This window comes from Metallosphaera javensis (ex Sakai et al. 2022), assembly GCA_021654415.1.
Taxonomy (GTDB): Archaea; Thermoproteota; Thermoprotei_A; order Sulfolobales; family Sulfolobaceae; genus Metallosphaera; species Metallosphaera javensis.
Genome location: AP024487.1, coordinates 1,436,048 through 1,453,999, shown reverse-complemented (window position 1 = coordinate 1,453,999; position 17,952 = coordinate 1,436,048). Strand labels below are relative to the sequence as shown.

The 17,952-nt window shown below is 42.2% G+C and carries 21 protein-coding genes and 2 pseudogenes; 15 read left to right on the top strand and 8 right to left on the bottom strand.

What is annotated here, in order from left to right; translation table 11 throughout:
- Positions 1 to 150 precede the first annotated feature (150 nt).
- Together QVC96_RS08460 and QVC96_RS08455 are read right to left on the bottom strand one after the other, a co-directional pair.
- Positions 151 to 1,413: a thioredoxin domain-containing protein gene (locus QVC96_RS08460; RefSeq protein ID WP_287690458.1), complete on the bottom strand. Its 1,263-nt coding sequence runs from the start codon at positions 1,411 to 1,413 to the stop codon at positions 151 to 153.
- A gap of 167 nt (positions 1,414 to 1,580) precedes the next feature.
- Positions 1,581 to 1,991 (bottom strand): DUF3211 domain-containing protein, encoded by a 411-nt coding sequence (locus tag QVC96_RS08455; protein ID WP_287688907.1) that lies wholly within the window; start codon positions 1,989 to 1,991, stop codon positions 1,581 to 1,583.
- A 149-nt stretch (positions 1,992 to 2,140) separates the two neighbouring features.
- On the opposite strand from QVC96_RS08455, the gene QVC96_RS08450 reads away from it, so the two are divergent.
- Together QVC96_RS08450 and QVC96_RS08445 are read left to right on the top strand one after the other, a co-directional pair.
- Positions 2,141 to 2,905 carry a hypothetical protein gene (locus QVC96_RS08450; RefSeq protein WP_287688906.1) on the top strand — a complete coding sequence of 255 codons (765 nt, stop codon included), beginning with the start codon at positions 2,141 to 2,143 and terminating at the stop codon, positions 2,903 to 2,905.
- Positions 2,906 to 3,086: 181 nt separating this feature from the next.
- Complete coding sequence (locus QVC96_RS08445) at positions 3,087 to 4,058, top strand: hypothetical protein (RefSeq protein ID WP_287688905.1); 972 nt, start codon at positions 3,087 to 3,089, stop codon at positions 4,056 to 4,058.
- Between the two features lie 37 nt (positions 4,059 to 4,095).
- Here the strand turns inward: QVC96_RS08445 and QVC96_RS08440 are convergent, their stop codons facing one another.
- Positions 4,096 to 5,532, bottom strand: coding sequence for an APC family permease (locus tag QVC96_RS08440; protein WP_287688904.1), 1,437 nt, complete (start codon positions 5,530 to 5,532; stop codon positions 4,096 to 4,098).
- Positions 5,533 to 5,774: 242 nt separating this feature from the next.
- Entirely contained in the window at positions 5,775 to 6,500 is a 726-nt protein-coding gene (locus QVC96_RS08435; protein WP_287688903.1) for a hypothetical protein, read from the bottom strand.
- A gap of 61 nt (positions 6,501 to 6,561) precedes the next feature.
- Here QVC96_RS08435 and QVC96_RS08430 point away from each other — a divergent pair, with 61 nt between their 5' ends.
- The 9 genes from QVC96_RS08430 to QVC96_RS08390 all read left to right on the top strand — a co-directional run bounded on the left by QVC96_RS08430 (position 6,562) and on the right by QVC96_RS08390 (position 11,376).
- The gene (locus QVC96_RS08430; RefSeq protein ID WP_287688902.1) at positions 6,562 to 6,720 is read left to right on the top strand and encodes a hypothetical protein; all 159 of its coding nucleotides are present in this window, start codon (positions 6,562 to 6,564) and stop codon (positions 6,718 to 6,720) included.
- Between the two features lie 248 nt (positions 6,721 to 6,968).
- The gene (gene hypE, locus QVC96_RS08425) at positions 6,969 to 8,027 is read left to right on the top strand and encodes a hydrogenase expression/formation protein HypE (protein ID WP_287688901.1); all 1,059 of its coding nucleotides are present in this window, start codon (positions 6,969 to 6,971) and stop codon (positions 8,025 to 8,027) included.
- A 9-nt stretch (positions 8,028 to 8,036) separates the two neighbouring features.
- A complete protein-coding gene (locus tag QVC96_RS08420; RefSeq protein ID WP_287688900.1) occupies positions 8,037 to 8,288 on the top strand; it encodes a hypothetical protein in 252 nt (83 codons plus the stop codon).
- Between the two features lies 1 nt (position 8,289).
- Positions 8,290 to 8,562, top strand: a complete 273-nt coding sequence (locus tag QVC96_RS08415; RefSeq protein ID WP_287688899.1) for a HypC/HybG/HupF family hydrogenase formation chaperone — start codon at positions 8,290 to 8,292, stop codon at positions 8,560 to 8,562.
- On the top strand, positions 8,559 to 9,686 hold the full coding sequence (hypD, locus tag QVC96_RS08410; RefSeq protein ID WP_287688898.1) for a hydrogenase formation protein HypD: 1,128 nt from the start codon (positions 8,559 to 8,561) through the stop codon (positions 9,684 to 9,686). The genes QVC96_RS08415 and hypD overlap by 4 nt, the downstream gene beginning before the upstream one ends.
- Positions 9,687 to 9,690: 4 nt before the next feature.
- Positions 9,691 to 10,410 carry a class II aldolase/adducin family protein gene (locus QVC96_RS08405; protein ID WP_287688897.1) on the top strand — a complete coding sequence of 240 codons (720 nt, stop codon included), beginning with the start codon at positions 9,691 to 9,693 and terminating at the stop codon, positions 10,408 to 10,410.
- Positions 10,388 to 10,666: a hypothetical protein gene (locus QVC96_RS08400; RefSeq protein ID WP_287688896.1), complete on the top strand. Its 279-nt coding sequence runs from the start codon at positions 10,388 to 10,390 to the stop codon at positions 10,664 to 10,666. The genes QVC96_RS08405 and QVC96_RS08400 overlap by 23 nt, the downstream gene beginning before the upstream one ends.
- Complete coding sequence (locus tag QVC96_RS08395; protein WP_287688895.1) at positions 10,653 to 10,997, top strand: hypothetical protein; 345 nt, start codon at positions 10,653 to 10,655, stop codon at positions 10,995 to 10,997. The genes QVC96_RS08400 and QVC96_RS08395 overlap by 14 nt, the downstream gene beginning before the upstream one ends.
- Positions 10,998 to 11,019: 22 nt before the next feature.
- Positions 11,020 to 11,376 carry a winged helix-turn-helix transcriptional regulator gene (locus QVC96_RS08390; RefSeq protein WP_287688894.1) on the top strand — a complete coding sequence of 119 codons (357 nt, stop codon included), beginning with the start codon at positions 11,020 to 11,022 and terminating at the stop codon, positions 11,374 to 11,376.
- On the opposite strand, the gene QVC96_RS08385 is transcribed toward QVC96_RS08390, so the two are convergent.
- Positions 11,364 to 11,858 (bottom strand): DUF1641 domain-containing protein, encoded by a 495-nt coding sequence (locus QVC96_RS08385; protein ID WP_287688893.1) that lies wholly within the window; start codon positions 11,856 to 11,858, stop codon positions 11,364 to 11,366. The genes QVC96_RS08390 and QVC96_RS08385 overlap by 13 nt on opposite strands.
- Positions 11,859 to 12,277: 419 nt before the next feature.
- Between QVC96_RS08385 and QVC96_RS08380 the strand changes: the two genes are divergently transcribed.
- From QVC96_RS08380 to QVC96_RS08365, 4 genes are read left to right on the top strand one after another with little or no spacing between them, the layout of a single operon-like run.
- Positions 12,278 to 13,246 (top strand): hydrogenase, encoded by a 969-nt coding sequence (locus tag QVC96_RS08380; protein ID WP_287688892.1) that lies wholly within the window; start codon positions 12,278 to 12,280, stop codon positions 13,244 to 13,246.
- Entirely contained in the window at positions 13,239 to 14,780 is a 1,542-nt protein-coding gene (locus tag QVC96_RS08375) for a nickel-dependent hydrogenase large subunit (protein WP_287688891.1), read from the top strand. The genes QVC96_RS08380 and QVC96_RS08375 overlap by 8 nt, the downstream gene beginning before the upstream one ends.
- A complete protein-coding gene (locus QVC96_RS08370) occupies positions 14,777 to 15,112 on the top strand; it encodes a hypothetical protein (protein ID WP_287688890.1) in 336 nt (111 codons plus the stop codon). The genes QVC96_RS08375 and QVC96_RS08370 overlap by 4 nt, the downstream gene beginning before the upstream one ends.
- Entirely contained in the window at positions 15,079 to 15,456 is a 378-nt protein-coding gene (locus tag QVC96_RS08365; RefSeq protein WP_287688889.1) for a hypothetical protein, read from the top strand. Before QVC96_RS08370 ends, QVC96_RS08365 begins: the two co-directional genes overlap by 34 nt.
- Positions 15,457 to 15,565: 109 nt before the next feature.
- Here the strand turns inward: QVC96_RS08365 and QVC96_RS08360 are convergent, their stop codons facing one another.
- The 3 genes and pseudogenes from QVC96_RS08360 to QVC96_RS13890 form a co-directional block, all read right to left on the bottom strand.
- Positions 15,566 to 16,705 (bottom strand): nickel-dependent hydrogenase large subunit, encoded by a 1,140-nt coding sequence (locus QVC96_RS08360; RefSeq protein ID WP_287688888.1) that lies wholly within the window; start codon positions 16,703 to 16,705, stop codon positions 15,566 to 15,568.
- Between the two features lie 123 nt (positions 16,706 to 16,828).
- Positions 16,829 to 17,699: pseudogene (locus QVC96_RS08355) on the bottom strand (PTO1314 family radical SAM protein); the annotation flags it as partial.
- Positions 17,700 to 17,808: 109 nt separating this feature from the next.
- A pseudogene (locus tag QVC96_RS13890) lies at positions 17,809 to 17,933 on the bottom strand (PTO1314 family radical SAM protein); the annotation flags it as partial.
- Between the last annotated feature and the right edge of the window lie 19 nt (positions 17,934 to 17,952).

Here is a 17,952-nt window from a genome sequence, read left to right as displayed (position 1 = left end):
ATTAAAATAATGTCTATGAGAAATGCTAAAAAATAATTAATTACGGAAAAATATTCAAAATAGTAGATGAATGTAACCGGGGAGAATAGGATTAATGCTTCCTCTAGTATAAATATACTTTGGCCCGCAATTATAGCCATCAAGTAAACTTCACGTACGCTCATTTAACATCCACACCAATGATCCAAGGTCAGCCTGATTGAAGTATGCAAAATTCCAATATTTAGATGAGAAATAGTCCACTATTAGCTTAGCTTGATCTGTCATTTGAAGTCTCAATAACCCCTGCCCTAAAATCGAGTTTTCTGTAATTAATTTGAATCTACCTATTCCATTTGACAGAGCGTGGGGCAGACTAACATCATAAAATACATCCCCTCCAAAGAACTCATTAAGTATCGTCTTCACCACCTCTTTTCCTTTTCCCATTGAAGAGAGAAACCTGACTAGATAGGCTAGGTCCAACAGGAACGGCTTTCCATCCCCCACCACATGTGAGGGAGTGAGCAAAGACGATAATCTTTCTGCCTCATCCTTAAATTTTCCATCCCTTGTGAATTGATAGAGGTAAAACATCGCTTCGCCGATCTCACTATTGACGTTTACCAATGGCTTTCCCACGGCCCCCTTTTGAGTTTCGGCCACAGGATAAAAATCTCCTTTCCTGCACCTTATCAGCCATTCGCCCGTTTCTACGGCATAATCAAGGTAGTAAGTATCCTTGGTTTTTTCAAACAGTTCAAGTAAGGCCATTATAGTCTCTGCATTAAGATCCAACAACTTAACCTTGTAGGGGTTCTTCCAATCATAGGTCTTTGAAAAGGCGTAAAAACCGTTGTCCCAAAGGTTATAAATTACGGCGTCGAGCGTATATTTCACTATTTCTGTAGAATATGGATCCTTAAATCTAAGGAGAAACCTAAGGACATTGGGCAGGTAATATTTGGGTTCCTTTTCAAACCCGCCTTGATAAATGTCAAAAAATGAGATACATCTAAGCCTAATGTCGTTAACTATATTTTCATAACTCACGTTGCGTGAGGAAAGGGCAAATCTTGGATGCTGACGTATTCCATTCTTGGGGGTGACCAATTTACCTCCACCTAGAAACAGATCCATTGCCATAAGAAGAGTTTCCCTTACCTTCCATTCTTCAGTAAAACCATATACACCCCCCACAACATTTCCCTCTGTTACTATGGCCAAACTAGGATAAATCTGGGGTGAATATCTGGTTGCCAGATCCGGTCTCTCGTCTGCATTAACGCTCACGTAACTGAATCCTTCCCAGTTCTCTATTCTATTTAATTCTCTGAGCTGATTCTCACATTCCTCACACCACTCCGTCCAGAAATACATAACCTTTAATGGATTCCCATCCCTAATTACCTCTTTCCAGTCCTTAAATTGCATCAAAATTATAAAGCAATTTATTCGGTTAAATATTTTCACTGTATGTTGTCAGGAGACACACGTTACCTTTACTAGGATCATTGATGGAAACATGTTACCTTCCCTTGACGCTACCAAGGAGCGAGAAACGTAGTTACATGAGCCTAAATTTTGGTTAGTAAATTGTTCTATATTTTCCTCCTTATTCTTTCCATTCTAATTTTTTCTTCTAATTCTCTAGAAAATTTCCTCACCCATCTTCCAAGTAAACCTCCTGCAAATGTTTCCATCCAGCCCTCATATTCTAGTTTAAGCGATATTCTTCCAGGCGTGAGGTAGAAAGTTAGCCTCCCAGTGCCTAAATTCTTTCCTCTAGATAAGGTAAATGGATAATTTATCTCATTACTGGAGATATAAATATTTCCGCTTACTTCGTGATCTATATTTAAGTAATTAGCGTGACCATGAAAGGAACCGCCTAATACCTTTAAGTCCTTGATCGACGGGAAGAGTAATGGCAATACAAAGTTTGGATCAGAAAGTATTATTCTAAGTGATTCAGTATCATGACTAGTCGTAACACTTAACTCTAAGATCACAAGAATATTAATGATAATTTTGGATAAAAACTTTCTCCTCATCCTAGATTTCCTCAAACTAAAGACCCAAAATTTGCCCTGTTAACTTTATCATGACAGATTTCAATTGCGTAGACAAGTATTAATACATGAAATACACAATTTAATTAATGTCTGGAATCACACCATTTGATGTAAGCCAGCAGAAGGGAATTAAATTTGAAAGTATTTCCCTAGAATACCTGAAACTCTATGAAAAGATCTACTCCGAGCTAAAGGCAAGAGGCGGAAAGGCTCTGATATATGGCTCTCTTGGAATATTTCATAGAGTCGGGGATCTCCAAGAAGCTGTTGAGCTTCTTAAGTTATACAGAAAAGCCGGCCCTCAGGATATTAACATATTGGTGCCGGTAAAATACAGGGATATGTTTAAGGAAGTATTAAGGGAGCAAGGTTGGACTCCCTACTATCATTTAGAGAAGTTAATGGGGGATGTCGCTGGAATGTTCTTTTACGAAAGTTTTGTACTTAAGGCCTACTACATGGACAAAGTTAGATTCAACCACGAATTTACAGTGAATTGGAATGAGGACTTTTCAATGAATCTCACAGATCTTCTTCTAACAAAGCTTCAGATGCACTTCCCCACAGACAAGGACAGTGCTGATATAGGCGCTATCCTGATGAAGTCGAGTTTTATTGACATTAAAAAGGTGATCGAGCAAGTCTCGGCGGACAGAGGATTCTGGAAAGATGCCACTGATAACCTCTCCAAGGTAAAATCATTAGTGGGCCGACTCGAGTTAGATAACGTGAAGTCAAAGGAACAGTTGAGGCAAGTCATCATTGTTTTCAATAAACTTTATGGCGAACTCATGAAGGTTGCCCCCAGTAGTCCATTTGGAGAAGAGGAAAAGTACTGGTTAGATTTCTAGGGGTGAGTATATACACGCGTATAGAGAAATTTTATCGTTGCTTTTCTTTTTCCTTGCATGTAGCCTTACGTGCTATTCGTGTGTTGGAGTACTTAAATACACGGTAAACTTAGCGACATCTTCGATTGAAAATGGAGGACCCTATAATACCTTTTCTCCAGTATCACCTACACGTCTTGTAGTGGATAACGAGGGAAAGGTCTTTGTAGCAGCAGTAAATACAATATTCGTGTTAAGCCCTAATGGATCTGTGATAAAGAGCATAAATGTGAGCGGTGCTGAGTATATGGCATATGACAACGTAACAAATACACTCTACGTGACCAGCGGTACACTTCCCGCTCATACTATAACGGAAATAAGTGACACCAATCTTAGCATAATTAAGCAGCTTTCCCTATCCGCTTATCCCTTCGTTATTATAGCGGGCCCAACTGGGAAGGTGTACGTAGCAGTGGGAAATGAGGTATATTTTCTAAACGGATCTAAGTTGGTTCCATTATTTGCCTTTCAGGGAATACCCACAGACATGATTGTAGCTCCTCCTGGTAGAATTTTTCTTTCTTCATACAATTTTAGCGAGAATATAGGATATATTTTCATGTTTGTAGAAGGGAAAGTTTCATCCCTTAGGTTAGATACCTTCCCCAACTCACTTCTTTTAATGAACAGGAATGACATTCTGGTAGGTACTGATGGATATCTCCTAGAGGTAAACTTCTCCCTAGATATTATAGGGAATGTATCTATATATGGGAGTAAAATTGATGGACTTACCTACGATAGTACCAGTAAACTAGTATATGCCGCTGTGGATAGCCTTTATGGGCAGGATTACGTTTTAACACTGGACAACATGTCGCCAATAGGAGAAATAAATGTTGGAATAACACCAATTGATATAGCCTTCGATCCCGTAAGTGGATACGTCTTTGTAAGCAATTTCTTTGACGGAACCGTTGCAATCATCTCACAGGGATGTCCTAACTCATCGAACTACACTATAACCCTGCCTGTTTCAATACCTTCAACTCCTTCCAAAATACAGACTATGTTTCCATATTTGCCAGTTTACGCCTTTTTAGTGTTGTCAGTAATTCTTTCTGCTATATTTTTGAACTCCTATATTAATAAGAATAGGAATGGAAAATAACCGCATTATATGGCATAAAATGCGTTCACGTAGTGAGCTACTTTTTATTCGACCTTTCGGCCTCCTTGACCTCGTTCAACCAAGGAGGCACCACTGGATTTACCTTATTTGCCTTATAAGAAAAGTAAATTCCAAATGCTATTAAGACTAAAATGGTTAGACCATAAACGTCAGCAGGGATACCAAAGGCTGGACCGGCATCTACTACTCCCATGGCGACAATGAAAATCATTCCCCCAGCAGTCATGGGACCAAGAAGCTTGTAGTACCACTCTACCCTTCCATCCCACGCAATCTTAGATGCCGTTATGGAGTCCATGGCAAACTCAAGAAGTAGAAACGCCCCTGCTCCCGTTAGCACTATTCCGAACAGGCTACTGACTGTGGGAAATCCGAGCTCGAGGATCTGAACCGAGATCTCGAGTGCGGTCATTACACACACAGATATCCAGGGACTTCCAAACCTATTCAGAGTTCCAAGAGTCTCGGGTAATAATCCCTCCCTTGAAGCTGAATACCAGGCCCTGCTCAGAATGAAGGCAGTTAGCCAGAGGGAGCTTGCAGTGGAACAAATTACTGCAATATCCATTACCCACACATAGCTGGGAATGACATAGGAAGCCCAACGGGCCAACGGATCCACAGAGGACGATAGCGCAGTTAATGGTGTTTCCACGGTCATGAGGGGCATTGCCACCATATATATGATGAAGACCGATATTAGCCCAATTATACCTGCACTGCCTGGCCAGCTGGTCGGTCTTTTGGACTCTTCCGCTGCATAACTATCTATTTCCCAACCGTCCAATATTGTGGCCACAATCACCATGCTCGCAGCTAAACCTAGGAAAAGAGGTAATGATGTCAAGTCCCTCAAGTCGAAGAACCATGAAAGGCTAATCCTGTTTATCGCGTGAGAGGGAAGGGAGACGAGCCCAACTACTATGAAGCTCATCGTCACTGCCAACTCTACACCTAGGAAAACCTCGGTAGTCCTAGCGGTGGGTTTGACTCCTAGGATCAGGGGAATCGCTGCCATTATAGCCCAGATAATTCCCATCACAGAATCCCAGAAAACACTTTCCACTACGGCATGACTAATTAGCCCAAGTCTATAGAGTAAATCCAGGGTATATTCACCCGCTGGGATGATGATTGGTGGCAGTGAGAGAAAGTAAGCGAGCGTGATTATCCAGAACTGGAACCCACCATATCTTTTCCCCATGAACCTAGTTCCCCAATGGTAGGAGGCGCCACAGTGGGGAGCAACTCTATTCAATTTCCTGAACACTAGAGACGCGATAAGGAAAAACGGAAAGGAAATGATCACCGACATTATTGCCTGAGGGCCTATTAGCGCTATCATGCTTCCGTAAGCAGCTGCGATACTAAATGCGGGGGCAACGCTTGAAGTGGACATGGGTACTAGGTCTAGGATATGAAGGACTTCCTTCCTCAACCATTGAATGCCCATGAAAATCCCTCTATCCTCTTTTTATGAGAGGATTAAATGGAAATTCAATTAAATTATAATGAATTAGGTATGAATTGAGTCCCTTAACTATTACTACCACCTAGGTGTATAACGTTTAGTTTATTTATAAACTTTTTGGTAATACCTAGATTAACTGAAAGACAAGGCCTACTATGTCCAGACTGAACGTGTAACTGAAATATTTTTGACCATATTGGTAACACTTTCCATCTCTTCTCCTGCTAGCCTATTCCCTTCATCCTTCTCTTGGGCATACTCATTAGCATAAGCCCACCATAAAGCAAGAACATGGCAATTCCCATCACATAAGTTAAGTTGGTTAGGTTAAACCAAAACGCTATAGACATCCCCCACAAATATTGTGGAATACATGATAATAATACTAACTTTCTATTCGATACATGTATTGTTGGCCTCTGAAACGCTAGAAAGAGCGTTATCAGCGTAGCTAAACCATAGGGAATCTCATTTATGGTCACGGAATAAAATATTCCAGAGATGCTTAATATAAAATTCGAAACCAGAAATAGTATATATCTAGATTTCATTTTCCCAATGATGAATTCCCGGGAAATATATGCAGAGAGGATCAACGAAAGTGAGGCAACGAATATGCTTGCCTCTCTTACTGGATCATAGGGTAGAGGAAGAATTGAATGTGTCATCTCGGACGCGATGTTGGGTCCCCCAAGACCCAATGAAGACACGATCAATGGAAAGTAGTCCTTGTTCCTTATCGAGAAGTAGAGGATCTCTGGAAATATCATCAGGAAAAACATGAACGAATTGGCCAGTTCCAGTACGGCATAAACGACATCCATAGGAGTAAACGAGACGGAAGGAATGTCAGTCCCATAAACCTTCAGGGTCACTATTGCGTTTCCTAGGCCCCTTAGAAGAACGTAATAAAGGAGACTCATTAGGAGCTCGCCACTAAGTAGTGCCACTACGCTGGTCACCTGAGGCCTTACACCGAAGTTGTATAGTGTAACAGGAACGACAGTTAAAATGATTGATATCGCCATGGATACTAGGCTCTGGGAGAAAGATACAAGAAATGTGGTTGTTGAAATAGAGGCCAAGATTAGTAACCAGAAATACAATCCTCCATTACGATATGCCCTCTCAAAGGATACACTTAGAATCACTGTCATTCCTACAACATAAAAAATGTAAGCTCCCACTAACGCTGAAACCATTAAGACTCAATAAACATGGATCCACTAGTTTTTATACATTAATGGGTAAGGAAAAACATTATTCATGGTATATTTGAGTATAGCTATTTATTATTGCCCGTGGTGTGGACATGACCTTCACAAAGAATTACATTTCTTTATTAAATATTTTTTAAAAAAAGAGATGTATCTCATTGGTTATATACATTTATTACCCTCAAAATCAACTATCTACTGATGGAAGTACCTGATAGAAAGAACGTAATTACCCTACTTCACGGAGCTGGCGGAACATATATGCACTCGTTGATAAGGGATGTCTTTTTGAGGCTAAGTGACGGATTCGGTGAAGTGGGATTGGAAATGATGGATGACGCCGCTGTGATAAACGGGGTAGTATTTACTACAGACTCTTTCATAGTTAGACCCATCTTCTTTAGGGGTGGAGATATAGGAAGACTTAGCGTAAGTGGAACAGTAAATGATATAGCAATGATGGGGGGAGAACCCACAGCCTTGAGTCTAGGTGTGGTATTAGAGGAGGGATTTCCCAAGGATAAACTGGAGAAAATAGTTGAAAGCATAAAGAGCACTGCAAAGGAGGCTGGCGTTCATATAGTGACTGGTGACACGAAAGTCATGGAGAGGGGTAGCCTAGATAAAATAGTCATCAACACCGCGGGAATAGGGACAAGGCCTAGGCAACTAGATCATAATATTGAAACCTTGAGGAAGAGCAGGCAACCTCGTAATTGGCTAGTTCCCACAAACCTCAGAGACGGGGATAAGATAGTAGTAACCGGTACCCTTGGAGATCATGCCATCGCGGTCCTCTCATCTAGGGAGGGAGTGGGGTTCGAATCTAACGTGGCATCCGATGTTGCACCACTGAACAAATTGATAATGAATATCCTTGAAATAGGAGGGATAGCAGATGCCAAGGATCCGACGAGGGGCGGACTAGCAGATCTACTTCAAGACTGGTCAGAAAAATCCGGATTAGGGATCTTTATAAGGGAGAACGATATCCCAGTTAAGGATGATGTAAGGGCCGCCGTTGAGTTTCTGGGTATGGATATTTTGGAGTTGGGCAACGAGGGGAAGGCAGTCCTAGCAGTATCCCCTGAGTATGTAAAGGACGTCATAGATGCCCTACATTCTGATCCACTTGGAAAGGACGCAATGGTCATAGGGGAGGTCAGGAAGGATTTGGAGGGAGTGATAATGGAGACCGTAGTAGGAGGGGAGAGATATGTTGGAAGGCCAATGGGCGACCCAGTTCCAAGGATATGTTAGGTGAGAGAAATGGAAAAGCTAATATGTGTAATATGTAAGTCTGAACTTCCTGTCCCGGTACATTGCGGGATGGGCATGAAATACCTTCAAAGAGGCAACTTCAGGAAGAGGGAGATATTGAGATGTGAAGGATGCGGTAAGGAAATTGAGATGCCCAGACACTGCGGTGCGCCAATGATATATTTCGATGAGGATTATTTCCCCCTATACGAGCTCAGCGATTCCGAGAAGGAGGAACTTAAGTCGGTTTACGGTGAGTAGGATGTGCGTTGCCTTTCCTGGAAAAGTTGTGGAGATCATAGGAGATTTCGGGAAGATAGATTTCGGGAACGGCACAATAAGAGACAACGTTCTCCTTTCACTGGTTAACGCTAAAGTGGGGGACTATGTATTGGTTCACGCAGGTTATGCCATACAAGTGATTGACGAGGATGAAGCCAGAAGAACCATTGAAATATGGAATGAGATGACAAAGGATCTATCTCACGAGAAAAAAAGGCAGGACTTTTACGAAATTATAGGTGGTAGTGAATGAGTGAATACTTATCACTGCTAAAGTATTATAGGGATCCAAATCTAGCCAAAGCTCTTAGAGTAAGAATAGAGGAATTGGCCAAGAAAATAGAGGAGAACATAATGATTATGCACGTATGTGGAAGCCATGAATGGACAATAACCCATTACGGAATAAGATCTCTTCTTCCAGAGAACGTTGAAGTCAGAGCGGGTCCAGGTTGTCCTGTCTGCATAACGCCCGCCACGGACATAGACGACGCAGTCAAGCTAGCCATGGACGGCGTGATAGTGGCAACCTATGGGGACATGAGTAGAGCCAGGGGAACAAAGATGTCACTAGAGGAAGCCAGAGCCATGGGAGGAGACGTTAGGGTAATCTATGGGGTACAGGATGTCGTGAAGATGGCCAGAAGGGAGCCGAGTAAGGATTTCCTGTTCTTCGCAGTGGGAATGGATACAACGGCTCCAGCTACTGCCTTTGAAATGTTGAAAGACGTTCCAGACAATCTGAGCTTCCTAGTTTCCTATAGATATACTCCAGCCATACAGGGCTCTGTAATGGAATCTAACGTCCTCGGTATAGATGCCTTCATATCGGCTGGCCATTCCGTGACCGTCACAGGTCTAAGGCCATATTACGAATACTTTCTAAGATCCAAGAAACCAATGGTGGCAACTGGTTTCGAACCAATAGACGTCCTTATGTCTGTGTATATGATACTAAAGCAAATTGAGGAAGGGAAACCCAGAATAGAAAACGAGTACACTAGATCGGTAACGTGGGAGGGAAATGTAAAGGCACAGCAGGTTATGGAGAAAGTCTTCGATTTGGAGGATGGATATGTTAGGGGGGTCGCCGTGTTTCCTAAAGCGGGGTTCAGATTAAAGGAAGAGTTCAGCAAAAAGGACGCGAGGGTTCAATATGGCTTAAAGGACAGGACCAAATCAAAGGACGAGTACGTGGCTGGAGCCAGATGTGGGGAAGTTGTGATGGGGCTTATAGATCCACCGGAGTGCCCCCTATACGGGAAGACATGCAAACCAGATGACCCTAAAGGCGCACCTATGGTATCGCAAGAAGGAACTTGCTGGATCTGGGCTACCCATAGAATAGTTAACGTGAGTCCCAGATGCAGAAGGTGAGACCATGGTTTATATGATAGGAAACACATACTGCAAACTTTGTCAATCTAACGAGGAGCAATTGAAACAGGCGCTCGTCCTTAGCGTAAGAACAATGTACTGGAGAGGAATGGTGAGCAATGCAGGTGGTAATCAGAGCGCTAGACTGCCGGGTTCCGATAAAATATGGATAACTCCCTCAGGTTATCCAAGATCGGAGCTAAGTCCCGAAGATCTTGTCCAGATAGATCTAGATGGTAACATAGTAAAGGGTGATTTGAGGCCGTCCATTGAAGTAAACATGCATCTTCAGGTCTATAAAAATAGGCCGGACGTGAACGCAGTAATTCATGCACATCCTCCCTATACCATGGGGACAGCGCTCTCCGGTTACCTTGAGATTACTCACGGTGAAGCAGCGGCTATACTTGGGGACATAAAGATCATACCATACTCTCATCCAGGAACGATAGAATTGGCCAGAAACGTGGGAGAGGCTGTGAAAGGAGAAGGAGCCAAAGTACCCAGAATAGTTATATTGATGAACCACGGTATCCTATCAGTTGGCGCATGCGTTCATGAGGCACGTGCCTTTGCCGAGATAATGGAAGAATGGGCCAGGTTCAACGTCTCAGCCCTAGCTTTAGGTGGAATTAAATACAAACTTTCCCAGGCAGATTTAAGAAAACCGGGAGCCAGGTACATAAGAGCGGTGAAGTTTGGTGGTAGACCTGGAACCTATTGATACTTTAAACGACATCATCGAACCGGAAAGCGGAATTCCGGTTGTCAAGTTGGGATTACTGAAAGTAGAAAAGTCGGAAAAACTAAGGGTCATTTATACCCCACCGTCTCCTTTTGTACCACCAATATTAGTAATAAAGGTAGCAGTAGAGATTGCTAGCAAGGTTCCCAACGCGGAAGTCATTGTGGACAGATATTTCTTGGGAAAGGAGATAACTGAAAGAGTAAAGAGGTTGGGATACCGTGGACAGATATAACTACTTCATGGCAAGGACATTTCTACAACTAGCTAAGGAAAGTGACAACGAGATTATGGTTTTGTCATTTCTGTTAAGCAGCGTCATAAGGCTTTCCTTTGCCATAAAGGATATTCAGGATCCTGAAGTCGAGTTGAGGGAAGACGTGAGCGAGATAGTAAGGGAAGCCGGCCTTTACGGGATTTTCTCAGAAATCATGGATGAGATGTTTTCGTTAATTACCAATGAGAGGACACGACGAGCTATCGAAATAGTAAATAATCTGCAAGACTTCATTACACGTTACTCTGCCCCCTTGGAGGATAGCTCATATTCTCCGAGGAATTTTTAAACAGTTAGCTTAAGTGTGTCCTATGGGCTGTTGTCTTAAAGATGACGGAGAACTCTGTACCACATATACACCCGCGATATACGACCTTATAACCAAGAAATATACGTTAAGCATTCTTGTTCTTTTAGATAAATATGGGAAAATGAGGTTCAGCGAAATGCTCAGGAAGATAGATGGGCTAACTCAAAGGGCTTTGTCCATCAGACTCAAGGACTTGGAAGAGAATGGAATTGTGAAGAGAGAAGTTATCAGTAGCAGACCTGTTGCTACCCTATATTCCCTTACAGTTCAAGGAAGAGCCATAAAGAACGCGATGCTAATTCTACTGGAGCTCTCAAACCTGATTAGCCCTGGCTCCCCAAAGGACTATTTCTGCTGACCATCGTTGAGCACTGGCTCCACTGAACTACCAAGTTCCTTTAGCATATATCTTAGGTATGCGAGGGTTTTCTTAACATCTGGATCGTCTAGGGATGCGAGGAGTTCAACTATATTGGATTGTCTATTACTCTTAACCATGGCCTCTGCAGCCTTTGAGAGCCCCGATGTTATTACATCCAATACACCATTCTTATCTAGGATAGTTAATATCCTGCCTATTTTGTCCATATGTTTTGCTATTGCAATTAACCCATTGGTAAAGTCATCAGAATCTACCTCACCCCTATCCACCATATCCTTGAGATTACCGAGCATTTCAACTATGGCTCTATACGTGCTTGATCTAAGGAATGATCTAACTTTCTCCTCATCGCTTACGAAGTCTAATACACTATCCAAAATCCCGGTAGAGTTCAGATATGCTACTATCTCCTTTAACTTTTCTATTCCCTCCCTGTAATCATCGTCCCTGTTTGACATATAAATATCTTTGAACATTAGTATTTAAAAATTTTCGTCAAAACAATAAAAGTTGAAGCATTTAAGCTGGTATTACTATTCGGATGTGATATATAGTATATATATTTTTACACCTAGATCTAAACTTTTGTCAGACTAAGTCCAATATTTCTTGAGGCTTTTCTAGAAAGATGATGCGATATATTAGCAAGTCACGATGGGCTAGAATCTTGTATTAATCTTAGGGGCTAGTCAGATCTGTTGTGTATTTCACGTTAAAGACTCCTCAAATACACAACAATATGGATAGCCCCAATCTTAGAATATGCTAGAGTATTCACACCTTTAGTAAATATCTTAGATTCGCCTCTCTAGATGTGATAATAGCTCTAATATGCCTTAAACTAAACCTTATTATTTTAAGGAGTTATTAGACTGTAATGAAGAACCTCCTGTGGCTACAAGGGGGAGCATGTGGAGGGAATACTCTCTCCACGCTAAATGCTACCGATCCCGACATCCTTTCCTTCCTTTATCTTAACGAAGCGAAACTCCTTTGGCATCCATCTCTCTCACAGGAATGTGGTAAGGACTTAAAGAAAATATTGGATTCCATTATTGAAGGAAAGATAGAGTTACATGTTCTTCTATTCGAAGGTTCAGTAATAAGGGGTCCAGCGGGAAAGGGAACATTCAATATGTTTGCTGGTAAACCAATGATATACTGGGTCAAAGAAATTGCGCCCCTATCACACTATGTTGTGGCCGTGGGAGACTGTGCCAGTTTCGGCGGGATTCCAGCCGCCGATCCAAATCCAACCGAATCAACAGGATTGCAATTCCACAAAAAGGAAATGAACGGTTTCTTAGGCAAAGATTTCAGAAGCAAATCTGGCCTTCCTGTCATAAACCTCTCTGGTTGTCCAGTTCATCCCGAATGGCTTATATCCACTTTAACCCTTATCCTGAAGGGGGAGATTACACCAGAGATGTTGGACGAATTCAATCGTCCCAAAATGTTTTACGCCACCACCACTCAATTTGGCTGCCCCAGGCAACCCTATTTCACTTACAAGATAACAGCTAAGGAATTTGGACATAGGGAGGGATGTCTGTTCTTTGATTTGGGATGTAGAGGATCTTATACCAGAAGTTCATGCAACAACATTCTCTGGAATAATCAAAGCAGTAAAACGAGGGTTGGCACGCCATGCATGGGATGTACAGAGTTTGATTTTCCCACGTTCAATTTCTTCAAGACGGAGAAGAACAGATCCGGAATCCCCAAGAAGCTACCCTTAGGCGTGAGCAAGGGTGCGTACGTGACCTTCGCTGCGATAGCCCGTGGTGCAGCTCCACAATTCTTGGAGAAACCCCTAATAAGAAAGAAGGGGGATTGGATTGAATGAGAAAGTAATAAGTCCGCTCAATAGGGTTGAGGGTGACTTGGACCTTAAGGTGATTTTTGAGGGAAAGAAGGTCCTGAAGGCATTTCCCATGTCCAGATTGTTCAGAGGGATAGAAATCATACTGAAGGGAAAATTTCCCATGGATTCTTTAGTCATAACCCCAAGGATATGCGGTATATGTGGGGGTTCACATCTCCTTTCTGCTGCAAAGGCTTTGGAAATGGCCTATAAGGCTAGGGTACCATCCAACGCGGTAAGGCTAAGGAACGTAATGACGTTAGCTGAAATGGGGCAGAACGATGTTAGACATACCTACCTCATGTTCCTCATAGACACAATAAATTCAAAATATGAAAAATTGGGTTTTTACAGAGATATGGTGCTGAGATGGGCTCCCTATCTTGGTCAGTCCTATAAACAGGCAGTACATTGGTCCAAGAGATACACCGAAATTTACGCAATATTTGGTGGACAGTGGCCCCATGGTTCAGCAATGATCCCTGGAGGCGTTACCACTGATCCATTAAGCAATGATATAATAAAGGCCAGATCCATACTCGCCTCTATAGAGACTGAATTTCTTGAGAAGACAGTTCTAGGAGGTCCCTTAGATCAGTTCCTAGAGCTGAAGAGTAAAAAAGATTTGGATCAGTGGAGCAAGGATTATCCCAACGGTGACGTCTCCAAGATATGGAACTATGGACTAGAAATGAAATGGGATAAGATAGGTAGTGGTTCTCAATTTCTCATGAGTTATGGTCACGTAACTCTTCCTGAGCATTACGATCCACCTACAGGCGTGGAGAAAAAGAGGTTTGGGGAAGGTTTATTGGACCTTAAGACTCACGAGGTTCATCAAATCAATGAGGAAAACATCGTGGAGTTCGTCTCTCACTCGTTCTACACCTATGAGCAGGGAGATAAGGTTGGACTTCACCCATATAACGGTGAAACCACTCCATTATCACCGGAGTCTAAGGGAAAGTATACGTTCACTAAGGCTTTCAGATATAAACTTGGAACGAAGTATGTGGCCCCAGAGGTCGGGGCCTTAGCTATGATGGTAGTGGCGGGAGATCCCCTGCTGACGGACCTAGTTTATAGAATGGGCACCAACGTCCTAGTCAGAGAGATGGCCAGAATTGTTAGACTTGCTCGAATTCATGAGATCATGAATGAGGAATTGGAGAGCTACGAATACGATGAAACTACCTATATAAAACCTGAGGAGAAACCTTCAGGAAGAGGCTATGGGTTAGTTGAGGCATCTAGGGGTTCCCTGGGTCACTGGATAGTAATAGAGGACGGAAAGATTAAGAATTATCAAGTAGTCACACCAACTCAGATTAACATGGGACCCGAGGATCCCTTCGGCAATCCAAGCCATTTGTCCATGGCACTTCAGGGAATTGAGGTGGAGAACCCCAATAACCCAATTGAGGTGGCCCACGTTGTCAGATCACACGACGCATGCATGGTATGTAATGTGCACGTACTAGATGGTGGAAAAGAAGTACTATCGATGAGACTATGAAACTTGTGGGTATTGGAAACGAAATCTTCGGGGATGATGCGGGCAAGATTGTCGAGGAGTTCGGTGGCATCTTTGTGGGGGCCAACCTAGAAGCTCTTGAAGACTTCATGGATGATGAGATCATCATAGTGGATTCCTCTAGGTCTGTTAAATTCCTTGTTGTGGGACTCAAGGACTTATATCCAGGTGTGCTTTCCTATTCTGAACTGGAAGACTATTTAATAAGGGCTAAATTGAAGGGAAAGAATAGCATGATAACAATAGTTGCGTTTTCCCCTGAGTATAGGGAGGTGGCAAGATGCTTTCTAAGTTGCTTGCTCTCGAGGAAATAAATGTGGCTCCAAGAAGGAGAGAAGAACTAGTAGTGAGTAACATAGATGTAGAAAAATTACTAGAGGAAGGGTTAATAAAGCAGGAAAGTCAATTTTTCTACCTAACAGAGAAGGGACTCAGGGAACTATCCAAACTCTATGGTATACTTGACACGCTACAAACTATCTACATGAACATGGCATTTAACAGGGAAACAAGAAAGGAGGAAATAGAGGAGGATGTGCTCAAGGACTTACTCTCATCTGGGTTAATTGAGATCAAGGAAGACGTTATCATCCTGACCTTTGATGGTATTAGATTGGTAGCACAAAGAATCGTGGAGAAAATGTCAAGGGCCCATTAATTACCGTTACACTCGATGTCCTTTCACTTAAATTTCTTGATTCCAGATTTTCGTTCTAACGGCGTCATCACGGTCAACATTCAGGAACCGGTAATATTCATCGGTCAAATCAACAAAATCCTCCCACTCTTTTCGTAAACAGGTATTTATCGTCCAGATATACCTCGACATTGGTAATGAAACAGGAGTCTAAGGAGCTTACAGCTAGTGAAATCTCCCACGGGTTCTTGTAATCAGAGACTGGAATTCCCAGCACCGCATTTTCCAAGGCACCTTTGGGGGTGGCATTAAACGTTGTGGGTTGAATTACATTGTAGTCTATCACCCTATTGCCCAGCTTTACTTGATGGATCAGGACACCCCTTATGGACTCCAGATACCCGATTCCATCTCCTCGTATGGCTAACCCTTCGGATTCCATTTCTAGATCTTTTAGCTCAAGAATCAACTTGACTGCAACCTTTACCCTAGCCAATTCCCTCAACAGAGGAGATGGTCCCATATCACGATGCAACTTGATTGTCATTTTATCAAACGTGAGAGCTTGTGCGAGGGGTCCCACTTCCACTGGCGCCCCCTCATATAATATGCTGTCTCCGCGATCTTCTATTTTTGAAATGTCCAGATATGTCCAAGCCGAGATATATCTCCCCAAACCGGCTCTCCAGTACCCTGTGTTAAGGTGCCTAAGATCTCCCTTGAGTTCCTCTAATTCCTCGATCTCTAAGAACTCCTGAAGGCTCATACCAAGCATCTCGCGTTCAAGAAAGTCTATTACTTCCTTCAGTTCATCTCTTTTGAAGGTAAGCCTAGCACCCTTCCTTACGTACTCTACGGAAGGCCATTTTCCACCTATTTTCTCCATCACTGTCCTTATTTTCCTAGCAATATGGGAAACTTTCCTGAACTTCATCCCGCCAGGAAATTCATATTCTGTACCGCCCAAATATGGAAGCCAGTACGCGTAAGGATGCTTTATGTTACTTTCAATTATCTCTAGACTGACCATAAGATTTCCTATAGGATCCATGTTATTGTCTCCCACTGCCCTGATATAGGCGAGGGTATGGGATTGGGCACATGTAGAGAGAACTCTTGGGATTATGTCTGGAAGTTCTCTTGGGTCCTTACCAATGAACATCCTCTCGTATCCCCTTAGCTTATTTCCAGAGGAGCTAGCATATGCTATCATATTATCCCTGATTTTCACTTTAAGATCTATAGTATCCATAGCTAATGGATTTAGCATTAAAGTACTCTTTGGAACCGAGTTTTATAAAGATGCTAGATGGTAGCTTCTTGAGCAGAGGCATCATATTACGGAGGTTAGTTAAATTGATAGACGCTACAGAATATTAAGTAAAAATCTCCTTTACATAAAAGATCTAATGGATATGACATTAGAGATGTAGCTCGCCATATTATCTATATTTTTCCTTCATCATTGCACCATTTGACCAAAATAACGATGGTTCCAAATAGCAGGCTAATGCACACTTGTTGCATCTCTCATACCCACTCCACGGGTAGGTGCCCCATAATTTAACTATATCCATATCCCATATCCTGTAATTTCCGCTATACCCGTTTAGTACGTAACAGGGTAACACAATTTTTCCCTGTGGATCAATATTTATGGTTAACCAAGGCTTACACTTCCATGATATCTGGTTGTACCAAGAATTAATCATGGTCTCGAAGTAATCCAGTGATCAACTATGGGATATCCTCTCTTTTTCAATTCTATAATGAGTTTTAACGCCTCATAAAGTTTCATTTTATCTGGACTCAGTTTCTCGGAAGCAGTGTAATCATACTCCACCTGAATACTAATTCCGACGTTTAGCTTTCTAGAAAGTTCTATCACATCCTTGACCTGATCCGTATTTTCTTTAGTCAATGTGAAACTAATTAATATTGACAAGTACCTTCTAGCCTCCTTAATACCCTCTATGGCCCTCTCAAAAGAACCGGGTATTCCCCTTATTTTATCGTGGACATCAGCTATCCCGTCAACGAATACGAATAAATGATCATGATATTCGCTTACGCTTTTAGCCCTCTCCTTCAATAATCACCCGTTTGTAACTAGCGAGGTATAAAAACGCCTAAATGACTCTTCCAATATCTGTTCTAGATCTCTTCTCAACAACGGCTCTCCTCCTTCGAATCCCATAAATAAGACGCCGGCTCTCCAGAGATTTTAACATTAAGATCTCCTCTTCAAGGGATAATAATTTCTCATCCTTTCGTTAGTGTGTGGAGATACTGTAATCAAAGGCCTCCAAGTTTCTGCTAGATGTCCAATTGAAAGAGAACCGAAGACGTCGCTAAACAGATAGTCCACACACTATCCTTTCGTCGCCAAAATGGGCACTTCCACATCTAAGATTACAAGTATACAACAACCTATGTCCTGCAATATGGTTTTCTAACTCCTAGACCCAAAAAGCTCTTTTAAGATTACCAAGTAACATGGGTTTTAAAGTGACATAT